Below are 14,443 nucleotides of genomic sequence, written 5' to 3' on the forward strand. Positions count from 1 at the left end.
CCCGGTCGCCCCCGGGCGCAGGAGCCGGCGATGGCCGAGAACGAGGACGGCCAGGAACGCACCGAACAACCCAGTGCCAAGCGCCTGCGCGAGGCGCGGGAGAACGGCAACCTGCCGCGCTCGCGCGAGCTGGCGACGGCGGCGGTGTTCGGCGCCGGCGTGGTCGCGCTGATGGCCACCGGGCCGTCGCTCGCCCACGGCGCCCAGGACTGGCTGCGCGACGCGCTCAGCCCCGACCGCGCACTGCTGCACGCCCCCGGGCGCCTGTTCGGGCACATGGGCACCCTGGTGCTGGAACTGGCCTGGGTGATGCTGCCGCTGGTGGCGGTGTCGCTGCTGGCCTCGTTCGTGGCGCCGCTGGCGATGGGCACGCTGAGCTTTTCCAGCAAGTCGCTGATGCCGGACTTCGGCCGGCTCAACCCGCTGTCGGGGATCAAGCGCACCTGGGGACCGGAGAGCCTGGCCGAACTGGCCAAGTCGCTGCTGCGCGTGGCCCTGGTCGGCGGCGCCGCGGGCCTGACCCTGGCCCACGGCATGGACGTGCTGCGTTCGATGCCCAACCAGAGCCTGGAGGAGGCGGCCCGCACCGGCCTGCACTTCGCCGGGCGGCTGCTGCTGTCCACCGCCGGCGCGCTGGCGCTGCTGGCCGCGATCGACGCGCCGTACCAGAAGTGGAACTGGCTGCGGAAGCTGAAGATGACCCGCCAGGAGCTGCGCGACGAGGCCAAGGAAAGCGACGGCAACCCGCAGGTCAAGGGCAAGATCCGGCAGATGCAGTTCCAGCTGTCGCAGCGCCGCATGATGGAGGCGGTGCCGACCGCCGACGTGATCGTGGTCAACCCGACCCATTACGCGGTCGCGCTCAAGTACGACGGCGGCAGCATGCGCGCGCCGACCGTGGTCGCCCGCGGCGTGGACGAGGTCGCCCACCGGATCCGCGAGGTCGCCGACCGCCACCGGGTCGCGATCGTCTCCGCCCCGCCTCTGGCACGCGCCTTGTATCGGGAAGGCCAGCTCGGCAAGGAAATCCCCGTGAGACTGTACGCGGCCGTCGCCCAGATCCTGTCCTACGTCTACCAGCTGCGCGCCTGGCGCGCCGGCACGGCCCCCGCGCACCCGCAGCTGGGCGCGGTGGCGGTGGACGAGTTCCCTGGCACAGACAAGTCCGCGGGTGACCGCCGGTGAGCGCGCTGCCCGCCCCGCCGATGTCGCGCCGCCTGGTCGAACTGGCCCGCAACGGCCTCGGCGCGCCGCTGGTGGTGATGGCGCTGCTGGCGATGATCGTGGTGCCGCTGCCGCCGATGCTGCTGGACGCGCTGTTCAGCTTCAACATCGCGATCTCGCTGGTGGTCCTGCTGGCGGTGGTCTACGTGCAGCGGCCGCTGGACTTCACCATCTTCCCGATCATCCTGCTGGTCACCACGATGCTGCGGCTGGCGCTGAACGTGGCGTCGACCCGCGTGATCCTGCTCCACGGGCAGGACGGCCACGAGGCCGCCGGCAAGGTGATCGCCGCGTTCGGCGAGTTCGTGGTCGGCGGCAACTACGCGGTCGGAATCGTGGTCTTCGCGATCCTGACCATCATCAACTTCGTGGTCATCACCAAGGGCTCGGGGCGCATCTCCGAGGTCACCGCGCGCTTCATCCTCGACGCGATGCCCGGCAAGCAGATGGCGATCGACGCCGACCTCAACGCCGGCCTGCTGACCCGCGAGGAAGCCAAGGCCCGCCGCGAGGAAGTCCGCGAGGAAGCCGACTTCTACGGCTCGATGGACGGCGCCAGCAAGTTCATCCGCGGCGACGCGATCGCCGGCATCCTGATCCTGTTCATCAACCTGGTCGGCGGCTTCGCGGTCGGCATGTTCCAGCACGGCATGGCCGCGGCCGACGCGGCGTCGACCTACACCCTGCTGTCGATCGGCGACGGCCTCGTCGCGCAGCTGCCGGCGCTGCTGGTGTCGACCGCGGTGGCCATGCTGGTCACCCGCGCCTCTCGCGCCCAGGACATGGGCCAGGCGATGGTCGGCCAGGCCTTCGGCCAGCACAAGGCGCTGGCGATCGCCGCCGGCATCCTGGTCGTGGTCGGCCTGGTCCCGGGCATGCCCAATGTCGCCTTTTTGACGCTGGGCGCCGCGCTGGGCTTCGGCGCCTGGAAGCTGTGGAAGCGCAGCGAGCTGGCCGGCGACGCCGATGGCGACGGGACCATCGCCGGCGCACTGCCGGCGCCGGGCCAGTCCGGCGCCGACCTGGACTGGGACGAACTGCGCCCGGTCGACCCGCTCGACCTGGAGGTCGGCTACCGGCTGATCCCGCTGGTGGACAAGGCGCAGGGCGGCGAGCTGATGGCGCGGATCAAGGCCGTGCGCCGCAAGCTGACCCAGGAGATCGGCTTCCTGGTGCCGCCGGTTCACATCCGCGACAACCTGGAACTGCCGTCCAACCATTACCGCCTGCTGGTGCACGGCGTGCCGGTGGCCACCGCCGAGATCCATCCCGAACGCGAACTGGCGCTGGACCCCGGCGGCGCGCTGGGCAGCATCGAGGGCATCAAGGGCAAGGACCCGGCCTTCGGCCTGGACGCGGTGTGGATCCTGCCGCACCAGCGCGCCCAGGCCGAATCGATGGGCTACACGGTGGTCGACCCGGCCACCGTGGTCGCCACCCACCTCTCGCACCTGGTCCGCGAGCACGCCCCCGAGCTGCTCGGCCACGAGGAGGTGCAGCAGCTGCTGGCGACCCTGGCCAAGAGCGCGCCGAAGCTGGCCGAGGACCTCACGCCCAAGGCGCTGCCGCTGTCGGTGGTGGTGCGGGTGCTGCAGAACCTGCTGGTCGAGCGCATCCCCGTGCGCCAGCTGCGCAAGATCGCCGAATCGCTGGTCGAACACGGCGCGCACAGCCAGGACCCGGCGGTGCTGACCGCCGCGGTGCGCAACACGCTGGGCCGTTTCATCGTCCAGGAGATCGCCGGCGCCTCGCCGGAGCTGCCGGTGTTCACCCTGGCCGCGCCGCTGGAACGGGTCTTGCAGGATTCCGCGCAAGGCGCTTCCGGCGCCGCGCTGGAGCCCGGCCTGGCCGAGCGGTTGCAGCAGAGCCTGGCCGATTGCGCCGGCCGCCAGGAGGCGCGCGGCGAGCCGGCGGTGGTGCTGGTGCCGGCGACGGTGCGCGCCGCGCTTGCGCGGCTGGTCCGCCACAGCGTGCCCTCGCTGTCGGTGCTGGCCTACACCGAGGTGCCGGAAGACAAGCGGCTCAAGCTGGTCGGCACGATCAGCTGAAGCGATGACGGAACAGGTAGCGGGTAAGGAGCAGTCATGAAGATCAAACGATTCGTCGCCGCCGACATGCGCACCGCGCTGCGCATGGTCCGCGCCGAGCACGGCCCGGACGCGGTGATCCTGTCCAACCGCCGCACCGACGAGGGCGTGGAGATCGTCGCCGCCAGCAACTACGACGAGAACGCGGTGCAGAAGGCGCTGCTCGACGCGCAGCGCGCCGCCGAAGCCGAAGCCACCGCCGCGGCCGCACGGGCGGCGGCGCAGGCCGAGGCCCGGATCGCGGCGCGGCCGAATCCGTTCCTCGACGCCCTGCCGCCGGCCCCGCCGGTACAGGTGCAGGCACCGGCCCGCCCGGCACCGGATTTCGCCGCGGCGATGGCCGCCGCCCTGACGACCCCGACCGCGCTGGCGGTCTCCGCGCCGCCGGCCGAACGCGCCGCCATCCCGGAAGCGCCCGCGCCGATCGCCGACGCCCCGGCCATGGTCGCGCCCGCGCCCGCCGAGCCGGCACCCGCCGCCGCGCCCGCGCCGTCGCCGCTGGCCGCCGTGCCGGTACCCGCCACCCCCGCCAACGACGAGCAGCTGCTGGCCATGCGCGAGGAGCTGGCGCAGATGCGGCAGATGATCGAGCGCGAGATGCACCGCCTGACCGACGAGCGCCTGCGCGGCTCGCCGGTGCGGCTGCAGGCGATGGAGCTGATGGAGGACTACGGCTTCGACGCCGGCATCACCCGCGATACCGTGCTGGAACTGCCCGCCGACACCCCCGCCCACCGCGGCCGCGGCCTGATGCTGGGCCTGGTCTCGCGGCGGCTGCCGGTGTGCCCGGTCGACCCGCTCGAGCAGGGCGGCGTGATCGCCCTGGTCGGGCCGACCGGCGCCGGCAAGACCACCACGATCGCCAAGCTCGCCGCCCGCTACGCCGCCGAACACGGCGCGCGCAACGTGGCCCTGGTCACCACCGACACCGCCCGCATCGGCGGCCGCGAACAGCTGCACAGCTACGGCCGCCAGCTGGGCGTGGCCGTGCACGAGGCCGACAGCGACGCCGCGCTGATCCAGCTGCTGCAGCGCCTGCAGGACTACAAGCTGGTGCTGGTGGACACCGCCGGCCTGGGCCAGCGCGACCGCGCCCTGGCCAACCAGCTCAACTGGCTGCGCGCCGCCCGCGAGGTGCGGACCCTGCTGGTGCTGCCGGCCAACTCGCACTACGCCGACCTGGACGAGGTCGTGCGCCGCTTCGGCGCCGCCCGCCCGCAGGGCGTGGTCCTGACCAAGCTGGACGAGACCGGCCGCCTGGGCAGCGCCCTGTCGGTGGTGGTCGACCACCAGCTGCCGCTGACCTGGGTGACCGATGGCCAGCGGGTCCCCGACGACCTCCACCGCGCCAATGCCGCCAGCCTGGTCCTCCGCCTTGAAGATCTGCGGCGCGCGGCCGATAAGCCGAACATCCCGGAGCACGACCATGCCGTCGCGTGAGCACGCCGCCTTGAACCCCGCCCCCGCCAACCCGAACACCGCCACGCCGGGCCGCGCCGTGCGCAGCATCGCCGTGACCGGCGGCAAGGGCGGCGTGGGCAAGACCAACCTGTCGGTGAACCTGGCCGCCTCGCTGGCGGGCCTGGGCAAGCGCACCCTGCTGCTGGACGCCGACCTGGGCCTGGCCAACGTCGACGTGCTGCTGGGCCTGTCCCCGCAGCACACCCTGGCCGACCTGGTCTCCGGCCGCTGCGAACTGGACGAGGTCATCCTCGAAGGGCCCAACGGCATGCTGGTGGTGCCCGCCGCCTCCGGCCGCCGGCACATGGCCGAGCTGCAGCCGGCCCAGCACGTGGGCCTGGTCAACGTGTTCAACGACCTGCAGCGCGACCTGGACATCCTCATCGTCGACACCGCCGCCGGCATCACCGACAGCGTGCTGACCTTCTGCCAGGCCGCGCAGGACGCGGTGGTGGTGGTCTGCGACGAACCGGCCTCGATCACCGACGCCTACGCCCTGATCAAGGTCCTGTCGCGCGAGCGCGGCGTGGACCGGGTCCAGGTGGTGGCGAACATGGTGCGCAGCCCGGCCGAAGGCCGCGGCCTGTACGAGAAGCTCTCGCGCGTGTGCGAGCGCTTCCTCGGCGACGTCTCGCTCAACTTCCTCGGCGCGGTGCCGCAGTGCGACTGGCTGCGCCTGGCGGTGCAGCGCCAGCAGGCCGTCGCCACCGCCTACCCCGCCAGTCCCTCGGCCCGCGCCATCGCCGAGATCGCGCGGCGCGCGGCGCGCTGGGAAGCGCCGCTCGCCCCGCGCGGCAACATCGAATTCTTCGTCGACCGGATGCTCGCACAGGGTGCGCGGCAGGGAGCGGTGGCATGAACGCCTTGGCCGAATACCGCGCCGTCCAGCGCAGCGCCGCCGACGACGCCGTCACCCGCCACGCCGACCTGGTGCGCCGCATCGCCCACCACCTGGCGGCGCGCCTGCCGGCGAGCGTGGAGGTCGACGACCTGATCCAGGCCGGCATGATCGGCCTGATCGAGGCCTCGCGCAGCTACGACCCCGACCAGGGCGCCTCGTTCGAGACCTACGCCTCGATCCGCATCCGCGGTTCGATGATCGACGAGATCCGCCGCGGCGACTGGGTGCCGCGCTCGGTCCACCGCCGCGCCCGCGACGCCGCCTCCGCCATGCGCCAGGTCGAGCAGTCCACCGGCCGCGCCGCCACCCCTCAGGAGGTGGCCGCGCACCTGGACATGCCGCTGCCGGAGTACATGCGCCTGCTCGAGGACGCCTCGCGCGGCCAGGTCCTGAGCCTGGACTCGCACGTGGAGGACCACGGCGAAGTGACCATCCACAGCGGCGGCATGAGCCCGCAGCAGACCCTGGAACGCAGCGACTTCGGCCGCGAGCTGGCGGCCGCGATCGGCCTGCTGCCGGAGCGCGAGCAGCTGGTGCTGTCGCTGTACTACGAGCAGGAGCTCAACCTCAAGGAGATCGGCGCCGTGCTCGGGGTCAGCGAGTCGCGGGTCTGCCAGATCCACGGCCAGGCCGTGCTGCGCCTGCGCGGCCGCCTGTCCCAGTACGAATCGCGCGACGCCGGCCTGGAAGACGAATAGCCGGCCGCGCACCCGCCGCCCCACCCCGCACCACCGCAGAGCCACAGAACCGGAGCACGTAGTGAACAAGAACATGCGCATCCTGATCGTTGACGATTTCTCGACGATGCGCCGCATCGTCAAGAACCTGCTCAACGACCTGGGCTACAGCAACACCGCCGAGGCCGACGACGGCCACACCGCGCTGGCGGCGCTGCGCGCGGCCCCGTTCGACTTCGTGGTCACCGACTGGAACATGCCCGGGATGACCGGCATCGACCTGCTGCGCGCGATCCGCGCCGACGAGAAGCTCAAGACCCTGCCGGTGCTGATGGTGACCGCCGAGGCCAAGCGCGAGCAGATCATCGAGGCGGCGCAGAACGGCGTGAACGGCTACATCATCAAGCCGTTCACCGCGCAGACCCTGGAAGAGAAGCTCGGCAAGATCTTCGAGCGCCTGGCGGCCACCGCATGAGCGCCGTGGCCTGCAATGCCGCCGTGTCGCCCGAGCGGACCGCGCTGATCCAGCGCCTGCACGAGGCCCTGGACGCACTCGAGCGCGGCGACGAGAGCGCCATGCGCGCGGTGATCGACGCGCTCGCCTCGGCCCGCACCCGCCCGCTGGTGCAGGGCCTGGGGCGGCTGGCCCGCGAACTGAGCCAGGCGCTGGGCGAACTGCCGCGGCTGCCCGGCGACGACGGCCAGGCCGCCGAGCTGGACGACGCCTGCGCGCGCCTGGACCACGTGGTGGCGATGACCGAGCAGGCCACCCACCGCACCCTGGACCTGTCGGACCAGTGCCGCGACCTGCTCGAGGACGTGCGCATCGAGGGCGTGTCGGCACGCCAGGACGAAGTGCTGGACCGCGTGCGCCAGAACCTCACCGAGATCGGGCTGACCCAGAGCTACCAGGACCTGACCGGGCAGATCATCCGCCGCGTCGCCGGCATCGTGCGCAAGGTCCACGAAGGCTTCACCGCGCTCGGGCTGCCGCCGCGCGAGGAGCCGGCCGGCCCCGCGCTGGCCGGGCCGGCGGTCAGCGGCCTGGACCGGCATGCGGTCTCGCAGGACGACGCCGACGCCCTGCTGGCGGACCTGGGCCTGTAACACCATGGGAGTCGTGGCATGAGCGGGGTGACGCCGGAGATCGCGGCGGATTTCATCATCGAGGCACAGGAGATCCTGGACCGCCTCGGCGAGCAGCTGGTCGCGCTGGAACATGCGCCGGACGACCGCGACCAGCTCAATGCCGTGTTCCGCGGCTTCCATACCCTCAAGGGTGGCGCCGGCTTCCTCGGCATCCACGCGATGGTCGAGCTGTGCCACGCCGCCGAGGAAACCCTCGGCACCGTGCGTGCCGGCCAGGCCGCGCTCGAGGCGCAGCATTTCGACGCCGCGCAGCGTTCGCTGGACTGGCTGCAGTCGATGCTCGACGCGGTCGCCGGCGGCAGCGAACCGGCCCACGCACCGGCCGAACTGATCGCGCAGTTCAGCCTGGACACGGTCGCCGCACCCGCGCCGGCCGCGGCCGCGGCCGCGAAGGCGCCGGTGGCGGCGCCGGCCACGCCCGGCATGATCGACGACGACGAGTTCGAGGCCCTGCTCGACCAGCTGCATGGCGGCGCCGCGCCCGGCGCCGTGCAGGCCGCTCCCCCGGCCCCGGCGAAAGCGGCGCCGGACATGATCGACGACGACGAATTCGAGGCCCTGCTCGACCAGCTGCACGGCGCCGCCGCGCCCGGCGCCTCGGCCGTCGCGGCGCCGCCGGCACCGCCTGCGCCTCCGCGCACCCAGGCCCCGCCGGCCGCGCCCAGGCCTGCCGCCGCCCCGCCCAAGGCCGCGGCGGCCGAGGCCGAACAGACCGTGCGCGTGGACACGCGCCGGCTCGACGCGATCGTCAACCTGATCGGCGAGCTGGTGCTGGCGCGCAACCGGCTCAAGACCCTGCGCTCGCGCATCAAGGACGAAGAGCTCGACCGCGCCGTCGGCAGCCTCGACGTGGCCACCGCGCGCCTGCAGTCGGCGGTGATGCGCACGCGCATGCAGCCGGTGGGCAAGGTGTTCTCGCGCTTCCCCAAGGTCGCCCGCGACGTCGCCCGCTCGCTGCAGAAGGAAGTCGAGCTGGAAATGGTCGGCGCCGAGACCGAGCTGGACCGCAACCTGGTCGAGGCCCTGGCCGATCCGCTGGTGCACCTGGTCCGCAACGGCATCGACCATGGCGTCGAGTCGCCGGTGCTGCGCGAGGCCGCGGGCAAGCCGCGGGTCGGGCGCCTGCGCCTGTCGGCGCAGCAGGAAGGCGACTACGTCGGCATCGAGGTGCAGGACGACGGCGCCGGCATCGACCCGGAACGGTTGCGCGCCAAGGCCCGCGAAAAGGGCCTGCTGGACCCGGAGGCCGCCGCGCGCCTGGGTCCGGAGGAATGCCTGCACCTGGTGTTCCTGCCCGGCTTCTCGACCAAGACCGAAGTCACGGACATTTCCGGGCGCGGCGTCGGCATGGACGTGGTCCAGTCGCGCATCCGCGAACTGGGCGGGCAGATCCAGATCCAGTCCGAGCTGGGACGCGGTACCCGCTTCCTGATCCGGGTGCCGTTGACCCTGGCGATCCTGCCGACCCTGCTCGTGCAGGCCGGCGACGACGTGTACGCGCTGCCGCTGGCGCGGGTGCAGGAAGTGCTGCATGCCGCGCCCGGTTCGCTCGGCTGGTTCGACGGGCGGCCGGTGCTCGACCGCCAGTCCCATACCCTGCCGCTGCTCGACCTGCGCCGCTGGCTGGGGATCGACTCGCGCGAGGCGCCGCTGCTGACGGTGGTGGTGCTGCAGATGGGCGATTCGCGCTTCGGCCTGATCGTCGACCAGGTCCGTGGCCGCGAGGAAGTGGTGATCAAGCCGCTGCCGCGCGCGCTGCGCGGCCTGCCCGGCTACGCCGGTGCCACGCTCATCGGCGATGGCCGCCTGGCGCTGATCCTAGACGTCGACGGCCTGCGCGCGTCGGGCTGAAGCGCCGCGGCATGGCGATGCGCCCTCGCGGACGCACCGCCGCCGGATCCTACTGCCGCTGCTGCGGCAGCGGCCTGGCCAGGCCCTTGTCCATCGCCTCGGCGATCTGCCGCCGGGTCTCGCGCTCGGCGCGCTGGCTGACCTGGTCCATCTGCCGGCCGAGCCCGTCCATCTGCCGGCCGAGCGCCTCCATCGGCCTGGAGGCCTCCTCCATCTTGCGCGACAGCGCCTCCATCGGCTGCATGCGCTGCTGGTGGCGCGCCGCCTCCGCTTCGAGCTGCTCGGACTGCGCCTCCATCTTCGCCGACAGCGCCAGCTGTTCGCGTTCCAGGGCCTGCATCTGCCGCTCCAGTTCGGCCTGGCGCGTGCCGTCGGCGCGGGCCATCGCCATCGACAGCCGCGCCTGGCGCTCGCCCAGGTCGCCCTGCTGGCGCCCCAGGTCCTCCATCCGCCGCGAGTACGCTTCGATCCCGGCCGGCATGGCCTCCGCGGAAACGCGCTCCATCTGCTGGCCGAGCGCCTCCATCCTGCGGCCGTGTCCTTCCATCTCCTCGCCGAGCACGCGCATCCGCTCACCCAGCGCGTCGGCCTCGGCCCATGACCTGCGCACGCCCGCCAGCGTGGCCGGATCGGTCACGACATAGGCCTTGCCGCCGCGGCGGAACCACAGGAAGTCGCCGTCCAGCGAGCGCTTCGCCGATTCGATCTGCGGCATGTCGTCGCTGGAGCCCGACATCAGGTAGCCGTCGCCGCCCTTGCGCACCAGCGCGTAGGGCTCGCCGCCGCCGTCGCCATGCTGGCGCACGCTAACCCGGGGCGGTGCAGGCGGTGCGGGAGGCGCCGGCGGGGCCGCGATCGCGCCTGCGCTGGGCAGGGCGGGCGGCGCCGGAGGGGCCGGGGGCGCCTTGTGTGCAGGGGCGGCCGGCGGGGCCGGCGGTGCGGGCGGCGCCGGCACCGACGATGCGCGCACCGCGGTGGCCGCCTGCGGCGCGGCCGCCGGCGACGGGGCCGCCGCGGCACTGGCGGTCGCGGCGGGCCGCGCGGTGGATGCGGGCGCCGGCGTGGCGGCCGGGGTGGCCGCCGCCGCGACCGTCGCCGTCGCGGCCGCCTTCGGAGTGGCCAGCGCCACGACCGGTCGCGCGCCGCCGCCCGCCGGGGCCGGCGTGGTGGTGAACACGTTGATGCCGGCCGGCGAGGCCGAGGGGTCGCGGTGCGCCTGGGCGTAGAAGGCCAGGCTGGCGACGGCCAGTCCCAGGAGCGGGAAGACCACGCGGCCGCCGCTGGTGGCGCGGCCGGGCCGGACGAGCTGTTCGATGCGCTTCATGAGGGATCCTCCAGTGGGAGCCAGGGCGGCAAGTGCGGGTTGCGGCGCGGCGCGGCGCGCCGCCTGTTCGTCGGCGAGCGCGGCCAGGGCCCGCGCAAGCCGCCGCGGGTCGCCGGTGGCCTCGGCCGCCAGCCGGTCGGCGACGTGTTCGCGCTCGATGCGGATGCGGCGCGACAGCCACCAGGTCACCGGGTGGTAGAACAGCAGCGCCTCGGCCATGCCCTGCAGCAGGTTGACCAGGTAGTCGTGGCGGCGGACATGCGCCAGCTCATGGGCCAGCAGCGCCTCCAGGTAGTCCGCCGGCAGCCGCGCAAGCAGCGAGGCCGGCAGCAGCACCATCGGCCGCCACCAGCCGACCACGACCGGTGAATCGAGCGCGGCGACCAAGCGCAGCTCCACCATGCGGTGCAGGCCGGCGCGGCGCCCGAGTGCGTCCAGCCGCGCCTGCCAGGCGTGGCGCAGCGATGCCGGCCCCACCTGCGGCAGGCGCCCCAGCCACCAGACGCCCGCCGCCAGGCGCAGCGACAACGTGCAGGCACCCGCCGCCCAGGCCAGCACGATCGCCGGCAGGAACGGTTCGATCCCGCGCACCGCGGCGCCGGCATGGCGCAACGGCGCGGCGATGACGGCGACGGCCGAGGGCTGCGCGCCCGCGTCGAGCGCGCCGGACGCCGGCAGCGCGGGTCCACCGCCGGCCATTGAGCCAGTCCACGCCCAGGCCATGGTGCACAGCGGCGCGAGCACGCATGCCAGCATCGCCATGCAGGCGACGAGGTAGCGCAGCTGCGGCCGTGCGTCGCGCAGGAGCTGCAGGGCGAGGGCCGCCAGCAGGCCGATCAGCGTGCCTTGCCAGAGGAAATGCAACAGGGCCCGGCCGAGTACCGGAACCAGTTCCGCGAACGGCTCATGCATGGCGCTTGCCTCCCTTGCCGGTGGCCGGGGTTTCGCTTTCCTCGAGCAGGCGGCGGATCTCGTCGCGCTCGCCGTCGCTCACGTGCCCGTCCAGCGCGGCCAGCACCAGCGCCTTGCCGGAACCGGCGAACACCTTCTGGATCAGCTCGTCCAGCAGGTTGGTCTGCAGCGCGTCGCGCGCGTGGGCGGCGGCGTAGACATGCGAGCGCTGGCTTTCGTCGCGCACCACCAGGCCCTTGCCGTGCATCACCTGCAGCAGGCGCAGCACGGTGGCCGGCTGGACGTCCGGTCGCTCGGCCTGCAGCGCCTGGTGCACTTCGCGCGCGGTCGATGCCCCCTGCTTCCAGATCACCCGCAGCAGGTCCAGTTCGGCGGCGGTGGGCTTGGGCGGACGGGGAGCGGAACGCGGCATCGGCGGGGCCATCGGGGAACGATGGCGGCATCGTGCACCTTCCAGACAATCTTGTCTAGACAATTCTGTCTAGGTCGAAAGTCATGGTCCGCGCGGCGGATGGGTGGGATGCGGCCCCGCTCCGGCGCCGGCCCTTCGACCGGTCGCCAGGCCCGTCGGTGGGCGTGCACGGCACGCGGCGGCTGCTGTTCGCCAAGCAGCTGCTGACCGAAACCGCGCTGCCGTCGCCGGACCCGCGGCGGCGGCTCAGCCCGCGACGGTCGTCCCTGCGTCGACCCGCATGGTCCGCGAGGCTTCCGCCAGGCTGGCGGCCAGCACCCGCGCGAGCGGCGTGCCGGCGGCGCGTTCCTTGCCCGGATCGTCCAGCGCCTGCAGCAGCGCCGGCGAAAGATGCCACTGGTCGGCGACCAGCCGGCCGATGCGTGGCGACCAGCGCCGCAGCAGGCCCGCGCTGTCGCCGGTGGCCGGCGGCGGGCGGCCGGTGCGCTCGCACGCCTCGCGCAGGGCCTGCACCACCACGATCGCGCCCAGTCCGTGCAGCAGCACCAGCAGCTGCGCGGCAAAGGCATCCACGCCCTCGCCCGCGGCACCCCGCGCCGCCGCCACGGTGGCGCGCTGGGTCTGGTCCCAGATCCGGCCCGGCAGGTCGCCGAACACGCCGCCTTCGGTGCGCATGACCGGCTGCATCAGGGCCACCGCGACCAGCCGGCGCAGGCCCTCGGTACCGACCAGCGTGACCGCCCGTTCGACGCTCTCCACCGGCGCCTGCTGCAGCCGGTAGAGCGGGCTGTTGGCGAGCTTGAGCAGGGTCGCGGCCAGGGCCGGATCGCGCGCGATCAGGGCCGAAATCTCTCGCCCCGACGCGTCTTCGTCATTGAGCGTGCCGAGCAGCTGCGGCAACAGCTGCGGCCGGCGCGGCAGGCGCCCGGGTTCGGAGGCGAAGCGGGCCAGGCGGCGTTCGGCGTCTTCCACCGCGGTGGCGTCCCCGGCCGCCGCCGCCGGGCGATCCGGCGCCGGGTCGAACAGCGGCGCCGTCCAGTCATCCAGGTCCCCGGCCGCGTGGCCGTCCGCGCCGGCCGGCGGAACCGGTGACGGACGCGCCCCCTGCGATGCCGGCGCGCGCGGCGGACGGGCACGCCAGAACCAGGCGCACGCGCCGACCAACGCTGCCAGGGCCAGCAGCCCCAAACCACCCGATAGTGCCATCGTTCCCCAGGGCGCAGCGCCCCCCATGCGTGGCGCAATGGTAGCAACGGATCCACGCCGCATGCGGCGCCCGGCGCCGGCGTGCCGCACCGCCGCCGATCAGTCGCGGGCGTGCGCCAGGGCGTAATCGATCGCCGCGCACACGGCGGCTACCTGCGCCTCGTTGCATTGCGCCGGCGTCGCCGACGGGCTGTCCGGGTAGACCTCGGTGGTCGTCACGTACGCCGCATCGGTGACGCCGGCGCACAGCCCGAGCGCCTTCACCGGATAGTTGATGACGCCGTGGGCCACGACCGGCGAGCCGATCATCTTCCCGTCCGCATCCGCCGGTGCGATGTGGGTGACCCGTTCCACCGCGGCGACCACCGCCTGCTGGAATTCCGGCTGCGGGTTTTCGCTGTCGCCGACCAGGTAGAAGCCGTCCGGAATCCCGCCGGGTTCGAACGGCTTGCCATCGCGCGCGGCCAGCGCCGGACGGAACTCGGACTCGTCGGTGTCGGTGGTCTCGTGCAGGTCGATGTGGACCAGCACGCGCCCGCGCAGCGGCTCAAGCAGGCGCATCAGCGCGATCGATTCCAGCGCCTGGCTGTGCTCCCGGAAGGAGCGGTTCGGATCGACCGCGACCGGGTTCCAGCGCTGGACGTGTTCGTACCCCCACGGACTCACGCAGGGCACCACCAGCACGTTGATCCGGCCTTCGTAGGTACTGCCATGCGCCGCCGCGAACTGCAGCGCGCCATGCACGCCGCTGGTCTCGTAGCCGTGCACCCCGCCGGTCACCAGCGCGATCGGCCGGGAATGGTCCCAGTCGGCGCCGTGCAGGGCGAGCAGCGGATAGAAGTGCGGCGCGTAGTCCAGCTCGCCGTAGGCCTGCGCGTCCCAGTGCCCGTGCAGGCGGCCGATGGCATCGAGCACGTCGTCGGCGTAGCTGCGCCGGCGCACCTGCGCGGCCCGCCACCGGGTGCGTTCGGCCTCGCCCCAGGGCTGGCCGGGCGTGCCGACGGGATAGAAGCGTTCGAGGCTCATGCCTGGGTCCGGGATGGTGTCGCCCCACTCTATCAGCCCCGGTCCGGCGCCCCGCCCCCGCCGGCCGCGCCGGGACCGCGGCACCGCCCGCGTTCACCGGGCGTAGGATAGGATGTCCCCGTACCACCCACGCAGCTGTCGCAGTCCGCATCCACGGCCCGCTTCGCTCCGCCACCGCCGTCCCGTGCGCCCTGGCGCACGGATTACCGGGAG

General features: G+C 73.4%; 12 protein-coding genes. 8 read left to right on the forward strand and 4 right to left on the reverse strand.

Translation table 11 applies throughout. The features are described 5' to 3' along the window. Positions 1–30 precede the first annotated feature (30 nt). The 8 genes from flhB (at position 31) to ACA089_RS04560 (ending at position 9,350) form a co-directional block, all read left to right on the forward strand. Positions 31–1,185, forward strand: coding sequence for a flagellar biosynthesis protein FlhB (gene flhB / locus ACA089_RS04525; RefSeq protein WP_372013763.1), 1,155 nt, complete (start codon positions 31–33; stop codon positions 1,183–1,185). A gap of 20 nt (positions 1,186–1,205) precedes the next feature. Continuing rightward, positions 1,206–3,272, forward strand: coding sequence for a flagellar biosynthesis protein FlhA (gene flhA, locus ACA089_RS04530; RefSeq protein ID WP_372017658.1), 2,067 nt, complete (start codon positions 1,206–1,208; stop codon positions 3,270–3,272). A 36-nt stretch (positions 3,273–3,308) separates the two neighbouring features. Further along, the gene (gene flhF, locus ACA089_RS04535; RefSeq protein WP_372013765.1) at positions 3,309–4,751 is read left to right on the forward strand and encodes a flagellar biosynthesis protein FlhF; all 1,443 of its coding nucleotides are present in this window, start codon (positions 3,309–3,311) and stop codon (positions 4,749–4,751) included. Next, positions 4,738–5,631, forward strand: a complete 894-nt coding sequence (locus ACA089_RS04540; RefSeq protein ID WP_372013767.1) for a P-loop NTPase — start codon at positions 4,738–4,740, stop codon at positions 5,629–5,631. The genes flhF and ACA089_RS04540 overlap by 14 nt, the downstream gene beginning before the upstream one ends. Continuing rightward, on the forward strand, positions 5,628–6,371 hold the full coding sequence (locus ACA089_RS04545) for an RNA polymerase sigma factor FliA (RefSeq protein ID WP_372013769.1): 744 nt from the start codon (positions 5,628–5,630) through the stop codon (positions 6,369–6,371). Before ACA089_RS04540 ends, ACA089_RS04545 begins: the two co-directional genes overlap by 4 nt. A gap of 61 nt (positions 6,372–6,432) precedes the next feature. Continuing rightward, positions 6,433–6,825, forward strand: coding sequence for a chemotaxis response regulator CheY (gene cheY, locus ACA089_RS04550; RefSeq protein WP_372013770.1), 393 nt, complete (start codon positions 6,433–6,435; stop codon positions 6,823–6,825). After that, the gene (locus ACA089_RS04555; protein ID WP_372013772.1) at positions 6,822–7,457 is read left to right on the forward strand and encodes a protein phosphatase CheZ; all 636 of its coding nucleotides are present in this window, start codon (positions 6,822–6,824) and stop codon (positions 7,455–7,457) included. Before cheY ends, ACA089_RS04555 begins: the two co-directional genes overlap by 4 nt. Before the next feature lie 18 nt (positions 7,458–7,475). Then, on the forward strand, positions 7,476–9,350 hold the full coding sequence (locus ACA089_RS04560; protein ID WP_372013773.1) for a chemotaxis protein CheA: 1,875 nt from the start codon (positions 7,476–7,478) through the stop codon (positions 9,348–9,350). Positions 9,351–9,399: 49 nt separating this feature from the next. Here ACA089_RS04560 and ACA089_RS04565 read toward each other — a convergent pair whose 3' ends face one another. The 4 genes from ACA089_RS04565 to ACA089_RS04580 form a co-directional block, all read right to left on the reverse strand. Further along, positions 9,400–11,586: a M56 family metallopeptidase gene (locus tag ACA089_RS04565; RefSeq protein WP_372013775.1), complete on the reverse strand. Its 2,187-nt coding sequence runs from the start codon at positions 11,584–11,586 to the stop codon at positions 9,400–9,402. Next, complete coding sequence (locus ACA089_RS04570) at positions 11,579–11,998, reverse strand: BlaI/MecI/CopY family transcriptional regulator (RefSeq protein ID WP_372013777.1); 420 nt, start codon at positions 11,996–11,998, stop codon at positions 11,579–11,581. The genes ACA089_RS04565 and ACA089_RS04570 overlap by 8 nt, the downstream gene beginning before the upstream one ends. A 246-nt stretch (positions 11,999–12,244) precedes the next feature. Next, complete coding sequence (locus ACA089_RS04575; protein WP_372013779.1) at positions 12,245–13,204, reverse strand: HDOD domain-containing protein; 960 nt, start codon at positions 13,202–13,204, stop codon at positions 12,245–12,247. Between the two features lie 99 nt (positions 13,205–13,303). Then, the gene (locus tag ACA089_RS04580; RefSeq protein ID WP_372013781.1) at positions 13,304–14,230 is read right to left on the reverse strand and encodes a M14 family metallopeptidase; all 927 of its coding nucleotides are present in this window, start codon (positions 14,228–14,230) and stop codon (positions 13,304–13,306) included. Positions 14,231–14,443: the final 213 nt, after the last annotated feature.

The organism is Pseudoxanthomonas fibrivorans, assembly GCF_041464125.1.
GTDB lineage: Bacteria > Pseudomonadota > Gammaproteobacteria > Xanthomonadales > Xanthomonadaceae > Pseudoxanthomonas.